This window comes from Acinetobacter sp. SK-43, from assembly GCF_015351505.1.
GTDB lineage: Bacteria > Pseudomonadota > Gammaproteobacteria > Pseudomonadales > Moraxellaceae > Acinetobacter > Acinetobacter junii.
Genome location: NZ_JADKPY010000047.1, coordinates 1 through 18,896, shown reverse-complemented (window position 1 = coordinate 18,896; position 18,896 = coordinate 1). Strand labels below are relative to the sequence as shown.

The 18,896-nt window shown below is 39.3% G+C and carries 18 protein-coding genes and 3 pseudogenes; 11 read left to right on the top strand and 10 right to left on the bottom strand.

What is annotated here, in order from left to right; all coding sequences use genetic code 11:
• From IRT38_RS09860 to IRT38_RS17550, 3 genes and pseudogenes are all read left to right on the top strand, one after another.
• A partial coding sequence (locus tag IRT38_RS09860; protein WP_194597583.1) for a DUF3387 domain-containing protein occupies nt 1-907 on the top strand: 907 nt, incomplete at its 5' end.
• Between the two features lie 325 nt (nt 908-1,232).
• Nucleotides 1,233-2,480, top strand: a pseudogene (locus IRT38_RS09850) (tyrosine-type recombinase/integrase).
• Nucleotides 2,481-2,698: 218 nt separating this feature from the next.
• Nucleotides 2,699-3,073: pseudogene (locus IRT38_RS17550) on the top strand (PPC domain-containing protein).
• A gap of 413 nt (nt 3,074-3,486) precedes the next feature.
• On the opposite strand, the gene IRT38_RS09840 reads toward IRT38_RS17550, so the two are convergent.
• Complete coding sequence (locus tag IRT38_RS09840; protein WP_194597581.1) at nt 3,487-4,125, bottom strand: glutathione S-transferase family protein; 639 nt, start codon at nt 4,123-4,125, stop codon at nt 3,487-3,489.
• Between the two features lie 15 nt (nt 4,126-4,140).
• A complete protein-coding gene (locus IRT38_RS09835) occupies nt 4,141-5,160 on the bottom strand; it encodes an NADP-dependent oxidoreductase (RefSeq protein WP_194597580.1) in 1,020 nt (339 codons plus the stop codon).
• Between the two features lie 142 nt (nt 5,161-5,302).
• On the opposite strand from IRT38_RS09835, the gene IRT38_RS09830 reads away from it, so the two are divergent.
• Both IRT38_RS09830 and IRT38_RS09825 read left to right on the top strand, forming a co-directional pair.
• On the top strand, nt 5,303-5,911 hold the full coding sequence (locus IRT38_RS09830; protein ID WP_194597579.1) for a TetR/AcrR family transcriptional regulator: 609 nt from the start codon (nt 5,303-5,305) through the stop codon (nt 5,909-5,911).
• A gap of 108 nt (nt 5,912-6,019) precedes the next feature.
• The gene (locus tag IRT38_RS09825) at nt 6,020-6,250 is read left to right on the top strand and encodes a hypothetical protein (RefSeq protein WP_042053084.1); all 231 of its coding nucleotides are present in this window, start codon (nt 6,020-6,022) and stop codon (nt 6,248-6,250) included.
• A gap of 83 nt (nt 6,251-6,333) precedes the next feature.
• On the opposite strand, the gene IRT38_RS09820 is transcribed toward IRT38_RS09825, so the two are convergent.
• The 3 genes from IRT38_RS09820 to IRT38_RS09810 all read right to left on the bottom strand — a co-directional run bounded on the left by IRT38_RS09820 (nt 6,334) and on the right by IRT38_RS09810 (nt 9,571).
• A complete protein-coding gene (locus IRT38_RS09820) occupies nt 6,334-7,461 on the bottom strand; it encodes an alkene reductase (RefSeq protein WP_194597578.1) in 1,128 nt (375 codons plus the stop codon).
• A gap of 199 nt (nt 7,462-7,660) precedes the next feature.
• On the bottom strand, nt 7,661-8,338 hold the full coding sequence (locus IRT38_RS09815) for a type 1 glutamine amidotransferase domain-containing protein (RefSeq protein ID WP_194597577.1): 678 nt from the start codon (nt 8,336-8,338) through the stop codon (nt 7,661-7,663).
• Nucleotides 8,339-8,413: 75 nt separating this feature from the next.
• Complete coding sequence (locus IRT38_RS09810; RefSeq protein WP_194597576.1) at nt 8,414-9,571, bottom strand: iron-containing alcohol dehydrogenase; 1,158 nt, start codon at nt 9,569-9,571, stop codon at nt 8,414-8,416.
• A 185-nt stretch (nt 9,572-9,756) separates the two neighbouring features.
• Here IRT38_RS09810 and IRT38_RS17715 point away from each other — a divergent pair.
• Nucleotides 9,757-10,083 (top strand): annotated as a pseudogene (locus IRT38_RS17715) (IS3 family transposase); the annotation flags it as partial.
• Nucleotides 10,084-10,168: 85 nt separating this feature from the next.
• Here the strand turns inward: IRT38_RS17715 and IRT38_RS09800 are convergent.
• From IRT38_RS09800 to IRT38_RS09785, 4 genes are all read right to left on the bottom strand, one after another.
• Nucleotides 10,169-10,471 (bottom strand): putative quinol monooxygenase, encoded by a 303-nt coding sequence (locus IRT38_RS09800; protein WP_194597575.1) that lies wholly within the window; start codon nt 10,469-10,471, stop codon nt 10,169-10,171.
• A gap of 240 nt (nt 10,472-10,711) precedes the next feature.
• Nucleotides 10,712-11,542: an S-formylglutathione hydrolase gene (gene fghA / locus IRT38_RS09795; RefSeq protein WP_194597574.1), complete on the bottom strand. Its 831-nt coding sequence runs from the start codon at nt 11,540-11,542 to the stop codon at nt 10,712-10,714.
• Nucleotides 11,543-11,770: 228 nt separating this feature from the next.
• Nucleotides 11,771-12,883, bottom strand: a complete 1,113-nt coding sequence (locus IRT38_RS09790) for an S-(hydroxymethyl)glutathione dehydrogenase/class III alcohol dehydrogenase (RefSeq protein ID WP_004682263.1) — start codon at nt 12,881-12,883, stop codon at nt 11,771-11,773.
• Nucleotides 12,884-12,904: 21 nt separating this feature from the next.
• The gene (locus tag IRT38_RS09785; RefSeq protein WP_005105873.1) at nt 12,905-13,180 is read right to left on the bottom strand and encodes a metal/formaldehyde-sensitive transcriptional repressor; all 276 of its coding nucleotides are present in this window, start codon (nt 13,178-13,180) and stop codon (nt 12,905-12,907) included.
• Between the two features lie 467 nt (nt 13,181-13,647).
• Between IRT38_RS09785 and IRT38_RS09780 the strand changes: the two genes are divergently transcribed.
• Both IRT38_RS09780 and IRT38_RS09775 read left to right on the top strand, forming a co-directional pair.
• Entirely contained in the window at nt 13,648-14,643 is a 996-nt protein-coding gene (locus IRT38_RS09780) for a zinc-dependent alcohol dehydrogenase family protein (protein WP_194597573.1), read from the top strand.
• Entirely contained in the window at nt 14,633-15,649 is a 1,017-nt protein-coding gene (locus IRT38_RS09775; protein WP_194597572.1) for a zinc-dependent alcohol dehydrogenase family protein, read from the top strand. Before IRT38_RS09780 ends, IRT38_RS09775 begins: the two co-directional genes overlap by 11 nt.
• 14 nt (nt 15,650-15,663) lie before the next feature.
• On the opposite strand, the gene IRT38_RS09770 is transcribed toward IRT38_RS09775, so the two are convergent.
• A complete protein-coding gene (locus IRT38_RS09770) occupies nt 15,664-16,563 on the bottom strand; it encodes a LysR family transcriptional regulator (protein ID WP_194597584.1) in 900 nt (299 codons plus the stop codon).
• Nucleotides 16,564-16,698: 135 nt separating this feature from the next.
• On the opposite strand from IRT38_RS09770, the gene IRT38_RS09765 reads away from it, so the two are divergent.
• The 3 genes from IRT38_RS09765 (at nt 16,699) to IRT38_RS09755 (ending at nt 18,814) form a co-directional block, all read left to right on the top strand.
• Nucleotides 16,699-17,439, top strand: coding sequence for an SDR family oxidoreductase (locus IRT38_RS09765; protein ID WP_004915298.1), 741 nt, complete (start codon nt 16,699-16,701; stop codon nt 17,437-17,439).
• Between the two features lie 71 nt (nt 17,440-17,510).
• Nucleotides 17,511-18,509: a zinc-binding alcohol dehydrogenase family protein gene (locus tag IRT38_RS09760; protein ID WP_194597571.1), complete on the top strand. Its 999-nt coding sequence runs from the start codon at nt 17,511-17,513 to the stop codon at nt 18,507-18,509.
• A gap of 20 nt (nt 18,510-18,529) precedes the next feature.
• The gene (locus tag IRT38_RS09755) at nt 18,530-18,814 is read left to right on the top strand and encodes a putative quinol monooxygenase (protein WP_194597570.1); all 285 of its coding nucleotides are present in this window, start codon (nt 18,530-18,532) and stop codon (nt 18,812-18,814) included.
• The last annotated feature ends 82 nt before the right edge of the window (nt 18,815-18,896 follow it).

Here is an 18,896-nt window from a genome sequence, read left to right as displayed (position 1 = left end):
ACGCAAGTTAAGTATTATTTTAGAGTCTGAAGAGCATATTTTGGGTATAGAGCAAGGACAAGCTAAAAACCGCTTTCTCACTGCGGTTACAGCTATGTCTCAAGCATTTGCTTTAGCTGTTCCCCATCCTTCTGCAATGGAAGCAGCTCCTATCGTTGCATTCTTTCAAGCCGTAAAAGCTCGATTAGTAAAATTTAGCGATGGTACAGGCAAAATTTCAGGTATGAGTAATGCCGAACTTGAAGCTAAAGTGAAGCAAACAATTGATCAAGCCTTAGTTACTGAACAAGTGGTCGATATCTTCGATGCGGCTGGTATTCAGAAACCTGATATTTCGATTCTCTCAGATGAGTTCATGCAAGAGATGAAAGACTATCAGCATAAAAATATTGCGCTTGAAACACTGAAAAAACTGTTAGCTGATGAAATCAAAATCAGAGGTCAACGTAGCATCACCCAAGGCAAAAAGCTCATGGATATGCTCAGTACGGCCATTAAGGGCTATCAGAATAAAGTATTGACTGCTGCTGAAGTGATTGACGAACTCATCAAGCTTGCAAAGACCATTCAGGAATCTGACAAGCTTGCTGCCGAACTCAATCTAACTGAATACAAGTATGCCTTTTACTCTGCTGTCGCTGAAAATGACAGTGCAAGAGAACTGATGCAAAAAGATATCCTTAGAGAGCTTGTAGTAATACTCACTGAATCTATTCGCCAAAATGTCACGTTGGATTGGACAATTAAAGAAGCTGCACGTGCAAAGTTAAGAGTAATTGTGAAACGACTGCTAAAAAAATATGGATATCCACCTGATATGGCATTACTAGCGACTGAAACTGTTATAGAACAGGCTGAGCAATTGGCAAATGAACTAGCGGAAATGTCGAATCTAGAAGAGGTTTGACCATCAATTGGTCCATCGGATTTTTGAACTGATGGACCATCAAATAGACCGTTGGTCCTAATGTCTTTTTCTTATTTTACTTACAAGAAAACCCTCTAAACACATGGATTAGAAGGTTAAATACTTGGTGGGCCCACCGTGACTTGAACACGGGACCAACGGATTATGAGTTCTTTATTCCAAAAGAATAAAACTAACAACTTACAAACATAAAATCTATTTTATCATATACTTATTAATTTTATAAAGTTGATTTTTCACTATTTTTGTTGATTATTATATATTGATTTTGCTTACTACTTGCTTACTAGACACTTACTAATATATGAAACTAACGAAACCAGTCATAGATAAACTTGATTGTACGAGACATGACAAAGCCGTATTCTATTGGGATGATAAAACTCCAGGATTTGGAGTTAAAATCACTCCTAAAAATAATAAAAGCTACATCTTCCAAGGTCGTATTGGTCTTCAAAACCGTCGTATCAAAATTGGTGAAGTTGATGTATAGAAATTAGATGACGCTCGTAAATATGCACAAGAATTGGCGATTATGTGCCACAAAGGGATTGACCTATTAATCGAGCGTAAGAAAGCTTTAGCTGATAATAAAGAACTGCTAAAACAAGAAAAGCGTAAAACTATTAAATTTAAAGATGTATGGTTTGAATATTTAAAAGCAAGACAACCTAATTGGCGACCAAGAAGCTATCAGGATCATATCGAATTATCTAGAGGTGGTTACGATCCTGAAAAAAATAGTATTTATACTAATCAACCCATTTATCAACTGTTTGAGTACAAGCTTTCTGAATTAACTGCTGATGTGTTTTGTGATTGGCTTGATCAAAATGACTATCGTCCTACAACATCAGCTAAAGCATATCGACTCACACGCGCTTTTCTGAATTGGTGCGAGGAACATGAAAACTATGAAAACTTAATACCTCCAAAATCATATAACGCCAAGAAGGTTAAAGATAAAGTCCCTTCCTCCAAAGCCAAAAATGATTGTTTGATGAAACAGCACCTAAAACCATGGTTTGAAGAGGTAAATAAGTTAACTAGTAGAAAAATTACGATTTTTTTGATATGTAGTTTAATCACTGGTTGCAGAAAGAATGAGCTACTTTCATTAAAATGGACAGATGTCGATTTTCGTTGGAAAACAGCAAAAGTCAGAGATAAAATTGAAGATGAAGGTCGCCTAATCCCTCTAACTGCATATGTTGAAAGCTTATTATTAGAACTAAAGAAAAATTCTGATTCTAAATTCATATTTAGTAGTAAGGGCGCTGAATGTGGCCATATTGTTAATCCTTACGATAGCTTAGAGAAAATATGTAAAAAACTAAATATTGAACTTACTCCCCATGGATTGAGGAGATCATATAAAACGTTAGCTATTTGGGCAAAAATCAATGAAGGATCTTTAGCACAGATATCAGGTCATAAACCTAGTGCATTAGTTGAAAGGCACTACATCGTACGACCTATGGATATGCTACAAGAAACACTACAAGAATATGAGGATTGGATTTTGCAACAAGTACGAAATGGCATTAATTGAGCCTGTAAATTATTTTGTGTAAGTTCCATTTTTTATAAATAATCTTTTAATGGATCATCGAACTGAATCGTAAACCAATTAATTGCTAAACGCCAATTTTGGATTCGAGTTTATTACTTATGTTACTATGTCAGGAGCGATACAAGAATTAAGGTAACCTTATGAAAATAGCGAATACGAAATTACTAGCTAGTGCTTTTATGGCCCTAACTTAAACTATGCTTAGCCCTGCCGTACTTGCAAATGATAACAATGATATACGAAAGACTGTTGTAGTTAAGTTTGCTAAAAAAGCTGACTCTGCAAATTATTACGGAAGGCTAGATGGATACAAGTATGATTCCTACAAATTTTATGCTAAAAAAGGGCAAAAGTTAAAAGTTAAGTTGACTGGAGGAAATGTTGAAACTTACTTATGGGGTAATCAATTAAAAGACTCCATCAATCTTGGAGAATATTCTCCAGAGCTTGATGATAATCGTATTTAAATTTTACCTGCTTCAGGTGAGTATGAAATTAGAGTATTTCAACCTAGATCACAAGCAAGAAAAGATAAAAAACCTCAATACTGGATGAGTATTAACATCAAATAAAGAATTGCTAGATTCGTTTAAATTTTAATACAAGGGTTCAAAAACTATTGCCAGTTAAACTGGGGCGTGATTTTTACGTGTATGTGTTTATGTTAGTAAAATGATGTAGTTTACTTGTTTAATACCCCGAGGAATATTTAATCTTGCTGTCCGTTAGTCACGTTTCTTTCTTTCAAAAGTTGATTATATCTTTCAACGTAACCTTCGTGATATTCAAACTCTTTTGATAGGAATTTGCAGGGGAATAATAGGCGAAACTTGTCTTAAATAATGGTAATTCCTTATCTTTAAAATAGAGAACGCCCGATGAAATTCATTAGGCGTTTACTTAAATATGTGTCAGCTTATTTTTTAACTAGATGTACTTGTCAAGCACGATTCTTTATCTAAATTGCCTTAAAAAAATAATCTTGCTATTTTTGACTTTTCACACCATTTTGTTCAATTTGTACTGCGGCTTGCCAGCTAGGTAGTTGGCTTAAACCTGCTACATAACGTTGGATATGCGGATAATTTTCACCTTGTCCCATATGATGAACTAAAGCATGTAGTCCAAAGCCCATCATAAAGTCAGCACCGGTTAAACGGTCTGCGACTAGAAATTCTTTATCTTTTAAATATTCATTTAAATAGCTAAATACTTTATCGAACTCAACTTGAGTATAATTTTCTAGAAATACCAACTTCGTACCCTGCTTGGTTTCAATCGCATTAAATGTTTTTAACAAAAATGGCAGCATGGCAGAGCTTTCTGAGAAATGAATCCACTGTAGATAATCGACATAGGTAGGTTCATCCATATCTGGTGCTAAATGCGGCGCAAGTTTCTGAATTAATAACTCAACGATTGCGCCTGACTCTGCAATAACTTTGCCATCCCATTCCAATACTGGAGATTTCCCTAAAGGATGAATGGTTTTTAAAGATTCAGGGGCCAAATGCGTGTTTAAGTCACGATAATAGCGTTTCAGCTCATAGGGCTGCTTGATTTCTTCAAGCAACCACAAAATGCGAAAAGAACGTGATTGATCTAAATGATGTAGTGTAATCATGATAATTCCTATTTTTTAAATCTTTACAACGACTTTGCCAAAGTTTTCGCCTTTCAACATACCATTGAAAGCATTGATTGTGTTATCTAAACCTTGCACCATATGCTCTTTATATTTGATTTTTCCGTCTTTCAACCATTCAGACATTTGCTGATAGAATTCCGGATACTGACTGCCATAATCATCAAAAATAATAAAGCCTTGCATGCGAATACGCTTTTTTAAAAGGGTGGAAATAAAGCCCGGTAAACGGTCTGGCCCTTGTGCTTGCTCGGTAGCGTTATACTGGGAAACCACACCACACACCGGTACACGTGCCGCAGAGTTAAGCAATGGCCATACCGCATCAAACACTTTACCCCCCACATTCTCATAATAAATATCAATACCGTTGGGAGCTGCTTGTTGTAATTGTTCTGCAAAATTTTCATCATGATGATTGATACAAGCATCGAAGCCGAGTTCTTCTACTGCATAACGGCATTTTTCAGCCCCACCTGCGACGCCAACCACGCGACAACCTTTAAGTTTGCCAATCTGTCCAACCGTAGCACCAACAGGTCCCGTTGCAGCTGCAACGACTAAAGTTTCACCGGCTTTAGGCTGACCAATGTCCAACAACCCCATATAAGCAGTAAATCCTGGCATTCCCAAAATACCCAATGCCCAAGATGGATGTTCAGGTTGCATACCTAAGCTTTGACATGCTGTCCCATTAGAAATTGCGTAGCTCTGCCAGCCATTTCCTGAAAGAACCCATTCGCCTTCTTTGAATTTTGGGTTTTTAGAGGCCACCACTTGACTGACTATTCCACCGACCATCACTTCGCCAATTTCAACCGGTGCTGCATATGAAGGAGCATCACTCATGCGACCACGCATATAAGGATCGAGTGACAAGTAAATGGTCTTTAACAACATTTCGCCTTGTTTAAGTTCATTGAGCTCAACTTGCTCAATACGAAAATCGCTGTGTTTTGGCTCACCCACTGGCCGTTGAGCTAAAACGATGCGTTGGTTAATAACTGTTTTCACACATATAACTCCATGTTTTATTTAGAAGTATTTCTCTTCACAATCAAAAATTATGATTAAAATTTCTTTACACCCATTGTAGATGAGTTATAATAAAAAACAATACGACTGGTCTATTTTTACAATAGAGTAAACAATTAATATGAAGCCTAATCCTATTAAAAAGTCTGAAGCGAAGCGCTTACACATTCTTAACACCAGTTCAGACCTGATTTTGCATAAAGGTTTTACTGGCGTAGGATTACAGGAAATTTTACAGAGCTGTGAAATCCCTAAAGGCTCGTTTTATCATTATTTCCAATCCAAGGAAGCTTTCGGATGTGAATTGGTACAGCATTATGTAGATAATTACCAAGTCCGTTTAAATGATGTATGGCGTAGTGATAAATCCCCTTATCAAAAGCTGATTGAGTATTTTAATTTATGGATAGAAGATCCTGAAACACAGTGTGGTTGGGCGGATAGCTGTTTAATTGTGAAACTTGCCGCAGAAGTTGCCGATCTATCTGAAGATATGCGCTCCATTATGTCCGCTGGCGTCGATGATGTAATCCAACGGATTGCTGGTTTAATTGATTTGGGAAAACAGGATCAGTCTATCCAAGCAGATACCGAGGCCTCTACTTTGGCACAAGTACTTTACCAAATGTGGTTAGGTGCAGCATTACTGAGTAAGTTGCAAAAAGATAAAACACCATTACATCAAGCGCTGAGAGCAACTACATTTCTATTAAAAAGTGAAGATTCATAAAAATTGAATTGAATATCAATCACATAATTAATGACAGCAGCCCAATGATGACTTATTCATGTATTGCTATTAGATCAATTTACAATCCATGAATGAGTATAGCGCACAATGAATTCTTCTTCTAAAGCCCTCATGACTCGTATTTTAGTCGGATATTTAGGCTTATATCCCACACTATTACTAGTACTCACTTTATTAAAGCCAATTACTGAGCATCAAAGTTTCCCGATGATGGTGTTGATTGAAGTCATAGTATTAGTGCCAGTAACGCAACTGATTTCTTTCCCACTGGCAGGTTGGCTCATTACACAGCTAAAAAATTTTAAGAATTTGTTTTAACAAGAAATTGTGCTGGCAACAGCAATCCTAAGCCCTTATTTTGCCAACCACAAAGGTTGGCAAAATAACTCACTTAGTCGAGATTAATCTGCGTAAGCTGGATAATCAATATAACCTTTTTCCGTCCCACCATACATAGTGCTTGCATCTACTGCATTCAATGGCCAGCCATTAGCGATGCGATCGGGTAAATCTGGATTCGCAATAAATGGGCGTCCAAATGCAATTAAATCGGCCAGTCCTGCCTCTAAAATTCGAGTCCCTCTTTCTGCCGTATATCGACCTGCATAAATAATCCGACCACTGAAAGTGTCTCTGACATCTCTACGAAAATCATGAGGAAGTTCTGGTGCATTATCCCAATCAGCTTCTGCAATCGATAAATAGGCAATCCCAACTTCTTCAAGTATTTTTATGGCTTCAATATAGGTCACATGTGGATCATCTTCAACCAACCCTATGTAAACACGATCTTCCTCTGTACTTTCAAATAGCGGGGCAAAACGCACTCCTAAACGATCTGCACCAACCACCTCAGCAACTGCCTCTACTACTTCACGTAAAAAACGCAAACGATTGTTTAGTGATCCACCATATTCATCTTCACGGTGGTTACTATGTGCAGAGATAAATTGATTTACCAAATAACCATTTGCACAATGAATTTCAACTCCATCAAAACCAGCAGCCAAGGCATTGCGTGCAGCTTGAGCATAGAGTTGCACTAATTCTTTAACTTCTGCATTGCTTAAAGCACGTGGCATTGAAGGATCAGCCAAGGCCCCTGCATTGGGCCCGGTCTCAATAAAGACTTTAACATTACTATCAGCCTTAATAGCCGAAGGCGCGACTGGTGATGCATGATCGGGTTGCAAAGATGTATGTGAAACACGCCCAACATACCAAAGTTGTGCAAAAATAATGCCTCCTTTAGCATGCACTGCTTCCGTCACTTTACGCCATCCAGCAATCTGTTCAGGGCTGTAAATACCAGGAGTCCAAGCATAGCCTTGACCACGTGGCTCGATTTGCGTACCTTCGGTGACCATAAATCCTGTCCCAGCACGCTGTTGATAATAGGTTGCCATTAATTCATTTGGAATATTCCCTGGTTGAGTACTACGCGACTGCGTTAATGGTGGCAATACAATACGGTTTTGTAAAACATAAGGGCCTAAGCTTAAGTTTTGAAAAAGTTTACTGTCATTCAATTCATTGTATCCAAGTCATCATGACTTAATTGATCTAAATTAAATACCCATCCTTCCTGTATATAGAAAAATAAAGGAAGGAAAGCTATTCACTCAGGCCCTTCACCATTAAGTGACGATTATTTTGCTTGTTGCGCCAGTTGCTCAAAGTCAGAAGTTTTATTCACTGCAAAGCACCACAACAGACACTAGCTACTCTTTATTTCAACAATTGAAGTAATGCTGTAGCGGTTGCAGCAGAAGAGGCTGGATTTTGTCCAGTAACCAGCAAGCCATCTACTTGAACATGTACTTGCCAATCATCTACTTTAGAATAATGACCACCGTTTTCTTTAAGCATGTCTTCAACTAAAAATGGTACAATTTTAGTCAAACCTACAGCCTCCTCCTCAGTATTAGTAAAACCAGTCACTAATTTACCGCTAACTAAAGGCGCTCCATTATTCGCTTTCACATGACGAAGAACACCTGGGGCATGACACACTGCTGCAACAGGTTTGCCAGACTGAATCGCCTGTTCAATCAGAGAAATTGAAATCGGATCTTCTGCTAAATCCCACAATGGGCCATGCCCGCCTGGATAAAACACTGCGTCATAATCAGCTACAGAAATTTCGCTAAGTTTATGCGTCTGTGCCAATGCTTGCATTGCAGTTGGATCAGCTTCAAACCGATGAGTAGTTTCAGTTTGCGCATCGGCTAAATTACTTTTCGGATCTAGTGGTGGCTGCCCACCTTGAGGCGACGCCAGCGTAACTTCAGCACCAGAGTCAATAAAGGTGTAATACGGTGCAGCAAGTTCTTCTAGCCAGAAACCTGTTTTCTTACCAGTATTGCCAAGTTGATCATGTGAGGTTAAAACGATTAAAATTTTCATGTTATTTCTCCGATAATTTTCATGATTGAGGAGCATTGTTACAGGGTCAGAGCATGCCAAATACGCGCATTTAGCTTAGATGCTCATCTCGAGAATTTGGCGACTGATCTCTAATGAAACAGTTTTATGTTCGCCTAGCTGTGTAAGATTGTGTGATTTAAGTTGCGTAATGATGATCTCAATATCTGTCTCCCCCAGTCCATAATCGCTAAGACGAGTCGGCAATCCAAGTTGCTCAAAGAAGGCTCGAGTACGAGCAATAGCAGTATCAATACGTTGTTCTTCATCACCTTCGACAATCTGCCAGACTCGAGCTGCATACTGTAGTAATTTTTCTCGCTTCTCTTGACGACGCACTTGTAGATTGGCCGGCAACACAATGGCCAAGGTACGAGCATGATCAATACCATATAAAGCCGTGAGCTCATGTCCAATCAAATGGGTTGACCAATCTTGTGGTACACCAGCTCCAATTAGCCCATTCAGTGCCATGCTAGCAGCCCACATCAAATTCGCACGCGTGTCATAATCTGCTGAATCTTCCAAGATTTTCGATCCAATCTCAATCAAAGTTTGCAATAGACCTTCGGCAAAACGATCTTGTACTTGTGCATTCACAGGGTAAGTTAAGTACTGTTCCATGACATGAACAAATGCATCGACCACGCCATTTGCTAACTGGCGCGTCGGCAAGCTAAAAGTTTTATTCGGATCAAGTACGGAAAATTGCGGAAAAACATAGGGGCTGCTAAATGACAATTTGGCTTGGGTCAATTTTCTGGTGACTACCCCACCGCTATTCATTTCTGAACCAGTTGCCGGAAGGGTGAGTACACTCGCAAAAGGCAAAGCTTGAGTAATTTTAGTACCATGGGTTTCTAAAATCTCCCATGTATCCCCTGTATAATTGACTGCTGCTGCAATAAATTTAGTACCATCAATTACCGATCCACCACCGACAGCCATCAAGAAATCAATCTTTTGTTCTCGAATCAGCTCTACAGCTTTCATGAGGGTTTCATAACTCGGATTCGGCTCAATTCCGCCAAATTCATGAATTTCTCTTGCACCTAATGCTTCACGCACCTCAGCTAAAGTACCATTCTTACGTACACTTTCACCACCAAACAACATTAATACTTTTGCTTCTGTAGGCACATAGTCATTGATTTTAGCTATTGTATCGCCACCAAAAATAATGCGGGTCGGATTATAAAAGTTAAAATTCAGCATATTTTTATCCTAGGATGATCAGTTAATTGATTTGAAAAACCACCGTTATTCATCAAATAAACTTTTAAAAAATCGGACAACACTGCGGCTTTTGCCTACACCATATCCTAACTATACATAAAAATAGACCAGTCGTCTATTTTTATAAAAATTATTTCAGCTTGCGACTTTAGTGATGGTTAAAAAATTCAGGCTTGTTCTATACCGCTTTTATTATTGATGTATTTTCACGAGCGATAGTTGGATGGAAGGTATCAACACGCATGACTACTGACATGGTCGTGAACGCATTGGCTAAAGCAGTGAATGGCTCATACAAAATAGCAATGATTAAATATTTTAAAAGCAGATTGGCACGGTTTAGCAGATGTACAAATGCGACAGTAAATTAGATAGATTGGTTCAATATAAAGCGTGTAAATAGTTGCATTCGTTTATTTACCCTGTTTTGGATATTGACCCTTGTAAATGATGAGATTAAGCCATTAAATAAAGTAGCCCAACTTGAATAGAAAGCCTCAGACAAACCTCACAGGGTTGAAGTGCTGCCTTTCATTCAAAATTTCAGGCAGCACTTTCATACATTTAAGCGTCGGTTTAAGCTGGTAGTTTACTTGCCAAAACATCTACTTTTTCAATAGACGGTGGCTCTGAGAATAGATCTTCGGCCTGAGCCATCAAAGCAGCTGCAACCTTGCCAGATAAATGTGCTTGGCGACCCGCCTCATCAGGAAATGCATCAAAAATACCAAATGTTGAAGGTCCAAGACGTAGGCCGAACCACGCAACTGTAGCAGGTTCTTCCATTACAATTGGTAAACCGCCTTTAAGGAAAGCTTCCACTTCGTCTTCTTTACCCGGTTTAGCTTCAAGACGTACATATAAAGCTGTTTTAAGCATGACTAAAACTCCACAATTGATTAGAACTCAAAATGATTCTGACATTGCTAATGCATGCATGTCAGAAAGTTTTGTTGTACAAAGGTTAAAACAATTTTCCATAGCAGAGCCAAAATTTGGATGTTTATTTCGACATAATACTATGAATTTATTCAAGTTAATATCATTAACATTTGAATCAAAAAATATTGCTCAAGAAGCATTCAAGAACAACATTGTACATCCTCATATCTATGAAAGTTATTTAGCTAGGAATTTTCTGTGAAACTCTATATGTTTCTCTATAAAGCTCGCAATGAAGTAATAGCTATGGTCATACCCTTCTCTTAGGTTAAGTGTAAGAGGATATTCTTGTTCCAAACAAATATCACTAAGAAGCTTAGGCCTTAGCTGTTCTTCAAGAAAATCATCAGCTGTTCCCTGATCGACTAAAATAGGTAAATGAACTTCAGCGTTTTTGATTAATTCAATCGCATCATAGCTTTTCCATAAAGTTTCGGTTTCACCTAGGTAGTGTGTAAAAGCCTTTTTCCCCCAAGGTACTTGGCTAGGTGCAACAATTGGTGCAAAAGCAGAAATACTTTTATACAGCTCAGGATTTTTTAACCCAATGACTAATGCACCATGACCACCCATGCTATGCCCCATAATGCTTTGGACTTGATTGGTCGGAAAATTCAGGTCAATCAGATTTCTGAGCTCTTCCACAATATAATCATACATTTTGAAATGCTGTGACCAGGGTGCTTGTGTTGCATTCACATAGAATCCTGCGCCTTGGCCTAAATCATAATCTGCATGATCTGGTACATCCTCTCCACGTGGGCTAGTATCTGGTGCAACAATAATGACTTTATGTTCAGCCGCATACTTTTGTGCTCCAGCTTTAGTAATAAAGTTCTGTTCGTTGCAAGTCAGTCCTGATAACCAATATAAAACTGGCAACCGCTCATCTTTGTCATGAGGTGGCAGATATATTGAGAATTTCATTGAACAGTTTAATGCTGTTGACTGATGGCGATACACTTCTTGCGATCCACCAAAAGAAGCATGTTTCTCAATTATTTCCATAATCAATTACCTATGTTGAGCAAGACTTCATGAGAAATCGAGTAATCAAAGAATCTGACATTCTCCACAGAGAATAGTGATAAAGATTTAAAATGTAGGCAGGTTGATTGAACCTATACACGATGCCTACACAGATAGATCGGTTTTACAGATAATGTGCCGTTTTAGAGGATTCCATGCATATCATTCATGATGCACATGCATGGAAAACTATAAGGTCTGACGCAATTATTCGTAATGAATTACAGTACGAATTGACTTACCTTCATGCATTAGATCAAAGGCTTCATTGATCTGATCCAAGCCCATCGTATGTGTCACAAATGGCTCTAATTGAATTTTACCTTTCATGGCATCTTCAACCATTCCTGGAAGTTGCGTACGACCTTTTACGCCACCAAAGGCAGAACCTAGCCATTTACGACCAGTAACCAGTTGGAATGGACGGGTAGAGATTTCCTGACCCGCGCCAGCTACACCAATAATTACGGATTGTCCCCAGCCACGGTGTGCACTTTCAAGAGCTGCACGCATCACATTCACGTTACCAATACATTCAAATGAATGATCTACACCCCAACCAGTCATTTCGACAATGACTTGCTGGATTGGTTTATCGTAGTCTTTAGGATTCAAGAAGTCCGTTGCACCAAACTCTTTTGCCAGCGCAAATTTATCTGGATTCATGTCAACCACAATAATACGCCCTGCTTTAGCTTGACGTGCGGCTTGTACGACTGCTAGACCAATACCACCTAAACCAAAGACCGCAACACTATCACCCTCTTGTACTTTAGCCGTGTTGTGTACTGCACCGATACCCGTTGTGACACCACAACCCAGTAAGCAGACATGTTCGTGATTGGCTTCAGGATTGATTTTAGCCAATGATACTTCTGCCACTACCGTGTATTCACTGAACGTTGAGCAGCCCATATAGTGGTAAATCGGTTGACCATTGTAGGAAAAACGAGTGGTACCATCTGGCATTACGCCTCTACCTTGAGTTTCGCGAACGGAAATACACAAGTTCGATTTTCCAGATTTACAGAATAAGCACTCGCCACATTCAGCAGTGTAAAGTGGAATAACATGATCACCTGGTTTGACGCTAGTCACGCCTTCACCAACCTCAACGACAACACCAGCACCTTCATGCCCGAGAATAGCCGGAAAAACACCTTCAGGATCATCGCCAGACAAAGTAAATGCGTCTGTATGACACACACCGGTATGGGAGATCTTGATTAATACTTCACCTTTCTTCGGTGGTGCAACATCGACCTCAACAATTTGAAGAGGTTGACCAGGACCAAACGCAACGGCAGCACGTGACTTCATGCAATAATTCCTTATACAGATCTATTTTAAATATGATTTTAGAATCTTGGCGATTTCAGCCAATTCTTCTTTTCGTTGTTGTTCTGTGGTTTCACCTGATACTAATGTGTCCTTTAAATGAACCTCCAACATTTCATTCATTAAACCATTAATAGCACCACGCACAGAGCATATTTGTTGCAGAATTGCACCACATTCCACATTGTCTTCTAACGCTTTTTCAATCGCTTGCGTCTGACCTTTGATCTTTCTGACGCGTAGAAGAATCTTTTTTTTGTCGTCAACCTGATTAGGCATCAGACCTCCTTATTTGCTAGCATTTATACTATAGTACCCCATAGTATAAAAAAAGCAATATTTTTTATACATCGAAAATCAAAAAGCTCTTTAGCGAAAATTTTCTATCCCTGTTTTTAGTTTTTTTTAAATTAACATCATAGAGCTTATGCGAAAGTCACAAAGAATGGGACTTTTAGCTCCCATTTTTTTATTTTGATTCATGTTCTTTGCGATGCTGTGACCTTTTAGAATTATGTTTCAAATTTTAGCCACTTTGTAGATATTTTGAATATTTCAAGCCTTGAAAATACTACCAACAGTTTAGGTTAAACCGCCTTTACAGACTGTACTAGAATATTTTTAGTGAGCAGATGATATTTATTATTCATTATTTAGGAATTATTAAATCCTATAAATATCATTTATTGGATTAATTTACTTTGATACTGTGCACATCATCCCCCAGTTAAAAATAAGGAACAATTATGAATAAGATGATGAATGCTCTTATCTTAGAAAATTTTGGTGATCATGAATTTAAACGTGTAGAACTCCCTATACCTCACCCTGAGGCTGGGCAAGTTCTGGTACGTATTCATGCTAGTGGTGTAAACCCTATTGATTATAAAATTCGTCTTGGTGAAGCACCATATGCTATGCCAGAGCTTCCTGCCGTGTTGGGAACAGATATGGCTGGGGTTGTAACTGCTGTTGGTGAAGGTGTCACCCACTTCAACGTTGGAGATGAAGTTTACGGTCTGATAGGTGGCGTTCGTGGTCTTCAAGGATCTTTAGCAGAATATGTTGTAGCAGATGCCGATCTGATTGCATTAAAGCCACGCAATATCTCTATGCGCGAGGCAGCAGTACTACCATTGACGTTCCTCACCGCTTGGGAGGGTTTAGTGGATCATGCGAAGGTCCAACCAGGGCAAACTGTACTGGTTCAGGGTGGTGCTGGTGGCGTTGGTTATATGGTTGTTCAGCTTGCAAAAGCACTTGATGCAAATGTTTGGGCGACTGGTCGTACAGCTGATCAATCACTGATTTCAGAACTCGGTGCAACACCTCTCGATTACACAACAGCATCTTCCGATGACATTATTGCTGCAAGCCCTGAGGGTCAAGGTTTTAACATTGTTTACGACACTGTGGGTGGTCCAGTACTCGAAGCTTCACTTTCCATGACAACTCACTATGGCCACATTACCAGCTGTGCTGCATTTGGTAACCATAATTTAGCGAGTTCATCTCTACGGTGTGCCACTGTGTCTGGCGTATTCGTCCTATTGCCGATGTTAACAGGCAATCGCCGTTCTCATCATGGTGATGTCCTTAAGATCGCGACTCGTCTCGTTGAGGAAGGTAAACTGCGTGCTATTGTTGATCCTCGTCATTTTACTCTAGATCAAGCGATTGAGGCTCATGATGCTGTTCAAGATCGCTCTGCCAATATTAAGGTCGTTATTGATGTCATTTAACGCACTTCAGGCCAAGACTTGGCGCTTCAATTCTATTGGAGATACAGATGTTCTGACATTAGAAACACTTCCTGTGGCTTTACCAGCAGCAGGAGAAGTTCTAATACAGATGAAAACGATCGGACTCAACCGGGCTGATGTGATGTTTCGGCGTGGTACTTATATTCAAAAGGCAGTATTCCCCTCTCGTCTGGGATATGAGGGAGCAGGCGTAGTTCTGGCGATAGGTGAAGGTGTACGCCAATTTTCTCCAGGAGATGCAGTATCGATTCTTCCAACTGACAATCTAGCCAAATATGGGACATATGCGGACAAGCTTCTGATTCCAGAAACTTTTTTAGTTCATAAACCCGATAGTTTAAGCTGGGAAGAAGCTTCTTCAATCTGGATGCAGTATTTGACGGCTTGGGGTGGTGTAATCCATGCTGGTGGCGTTTCGAAAGGAAAAACGATCTTGATCACAGCAGCTTCAAGCAGTGTAGGACTAGCTGGGATACAGATCGCTGAAGCAGCGGGTGCTAAGGTCATTGCAAGTACACAGACGATAGAGAAAAAGCAACGCTTATTAGATCTCGGTGTTAAAAATGTTATAGCCAGTGAAGATGAACCCGATTTGTATGAGGCGCTTGTTTCACGTTTGGATGGAGAACATCTTGATGTCGTCTTCGATGCTGTAGGAGGGCCGCATATTGAACAGATTGCAAAAGCGATGTCGGTAGGAGGAACGATGGTTATGCATGGTGCACTTAGCCCGGAGATCACACCATTTCCCCTTAAAGTTGCATTACGCAAGAGCTTAACCATGCGAGGTTTTTTGTTCCTTGAGGTTCTCCATGACCCTGTTCTAAGGGAGCAAGCCAGACGATTTATTCTGAGCAGTATAGGTGCAGGATATCTTCGTCCAGTGATCGACTGTTGCTTTAACTTTGAGGACATGCATGCCGCTCAGCGCTATCTTGAATCAAATCAGCAAATAGGAAAAATTGTAGTTACTCTAGATACATGATGATCTTATCTGATTCAGGTTTCTATATGGCCCAGCACTTCCACTAAGTAATCAAACAATGCTCGGATTCGCAAAGGTGTCGGGCCCCGCTGTGGACGATATAAATACAGGCGCCAAACGGGAGAGGTTTCCTCATGAAGTATCTGAATGAGCTTACCACTCTTAAGCCACGGCAAAACTAGAAATCCAGGCATGTGTCCGAATCCAACTCCAGCGAGAATCGCTTGAAATTCAGCTTCTAGATCATCTGTAATAAAACGGGGATTTGATGGCGTAAAGCTTCGACTTTCGGTGAATGTCCATGGCCAGTAACGCCCTGTTTTATGATCGACTAGGGCTGTTAGAGGGTATTTATCAAGGTCAATAATTTTTTTGGGCATTCCAACCTTATCAATTAACTCTGGCGTACCCACAGAATAAAAGTTCACTTTAGCCAATTCCCTTGCCACATATCGATTGTCCGGCAAAAATCCAAATCTGATCCCGATATCTATCCGCTCATCAATCACATCCGAGTGTGAATCTGTTAGCACACAATCCACGACAATATCTGGATAACGTATGGCAAATTCTGCTAGTGCGGGTACTACCACTTTACGCCCTAACACAGACGACACAGTAAGGCGGACAGTCCCACGCATTTCATCTCGTTTTTCCTTGGTGTCTTTTACAAACAAAGCATCGATCGATCCCACCGCAAAACGTGCTTGCTTTGCCAGACGCTCACCATCAGCGGTAATTTTAATTTGTCGAGTACTCCTGTAAAACAGAATCTCTCCGCGTTGCTCTTCTAGCTCTTTTATTGCCCGTGTCACTGCCTGTGGGGAAATACCCAGCTGAGTTGCTGCCTCTTTAAAATTTCGAGACTCTGCTGCGACACAAAAGATACGCATCATTTCCAATTTGTTATGCATGTCCAATCCTGTGTTATGGTAATTATTCCGTAAATAGGAATTCTGAAAGATAATATTATTCATTTATTATACCTAACAAGGCTGTAATACTTAATCCATCAAATATGATTGACAGATAGGTTGAAGGTTACTTGTATGAATAATATAGAAAATAAAGTTGTTGTTATCACTGGTGCAAGTAGTGGTTTAGGTGAAGCTACTGCTCGCTTACTTGCTAAAAAAGGTGCAAAGGTTGTACTTGGTGCTAGACGCACTGAAAAATTAGAGGCTATTGTTCACGACATTCGTGCTGAAGGTGGTCAAGCTGAATTTATTGGTATGGATATAACCAAACCACAGGAAGTACAAGCACTTATTGAAAAGGCATTAAGCGCATTTGGTCAAATCGATGTATTGGTAAACAATGCTGGATTAATGTCTATTGCACCATTAAGTGAGCTAAAAGTTGATGAATGGGATCGTATGATCGACATCAATATTAAAGGTGTTCTTTATGGTATAGCAGCTACCCTACCTGTTTTCCAAAAACAAAACTTTGGACACTTTATTAATCTCGCATCTGTTGCAGGGATAAAAGTATTTAGTCCAGGAGGTACTGTTTATAGCGGTACTAAGTTTGCTGTAAGAGCCATCTCTGAAGGACTTCGTCATGAGGTTGGGGGAACAATTAGAACGACGACTATTGAGCCTGGTGCAGTTGAGTCAGAACTAAAATTTGGTTCTTCTCATAAAGAAAGTTCAGAGTTTGTTACTGATTTCTACAAACAAGCCATACCAGCTGACTCAGTCGCTCGAGCAATTGCTTATGCAATTGAACAGCCTGCAGATGTAGATATTAATGAAATTGTTTTGCGCCCAACGAGCCAAGAGTTTTAATAATTGAATAACAAAAAATGGGAGCACCTCGCTCCCATTTTTACTCTATTTTTAAAGTTAAGGACAAATCTATGAAAGCCGTATCGTATGTTATCAATCACCATGATGATTTTAAAAATTCATTGGTAGATATTGAAAAAGCAAAGCCTACGCTTAAGGAGCGTGATGTACTGGTAAAAGTTCAGGCAATCTCGGTGAATCCAGTTGATACCAAAGTGAGAAAAAATTCGTCTGAAGCAAATAATCGTATTTTAGGTTGGGATGCCGTTGGGGAAATTATTGAAGTTGGCTCAAAAGTTAGCTCGTATAAAGTAGGAGATTCTGTTTGGTATGCTGGCGATTTAACCCGAGATGGTAGTAATGCTGAGTATCAAGCAGTCGATGAACGAATTATCGGTCTTAAACCCATTACAGTATCTAATGCAGAAGCAGCAGCATTGCCATTAACTGCAATAACGGCATGGGAAATGCTGTTTGATCGGTTTCAAATTTCAGAAACAGAAGTTGGCAGTATTCTAATTATTGGTGGTGCAGGCGGTGTAGGATCAATCGCTATTCAACTCCTCAAAGCAAAAACAAATCTGACCGTGATAACCACAGCTTCACGTGAAGAAACGAAATCTTGGGTGGAATCACTTGGTGCCGACCATGTCATTGATCATAGCAAAGATTTAAACGAACAAATCGAAGCACTAGGCATTGCAAAACCAAAATACGTATTCTCTACAAATCATACAGAAACATATATCAAGCAAATAGTTTCTCTGATTGCACCACAAGGCAAGCTTGGATTGATCGATGATCCAAAAACATTTGATATTATGCCGTTTAAGACTAAATCTATTTCTATCCATTGGGAGTTGATGTTCACTCGTTCAATGTATGAAACCGATGATATTGAAAAGCAAAGTGATTTATTGCAACAGGTTGCTCAATTAGTTGACCAGCAAAAAATTAGAAGTACCCTCAACCAAAATCTAGGCAAAATTAACGCTGCAAACTTGGAGAAGGCGCATAAGTTGCTTGAATCAGGTAAGTCAAAAGGCAAAATTGTACTAGAAAACTTCTAAAACAAACTCAAGGTGAAATAATGACTATTTCAATAATTGCGAACATTAAGGCAAAATCAGATCAAAAAGAGACGTTAGAAGCGCTTTTAAAAAGTGTAATAGAGCCTACGCTTCAAGAAGAAGGATGCTTGAAATATGAGCTTTATATTAGCGAAAATGACTCGAGTAGATATTTCTTCTTAGAAGAATGGCGTAGCAGAGAGGATTTAGATATCCATATAGCGACTGATTATATTCAAAGTTTATTTGGTAATATCCAATCGCTCATTGAATCAAGTGATATTGTAGAAATCAAAAAAATATAGCTGTATTCGGACGTTATGATGAAGTATTCTTCAAATTAACATAGAGACTTAGAAAGTTAATATAAAAATGGGAGCTCTAAGC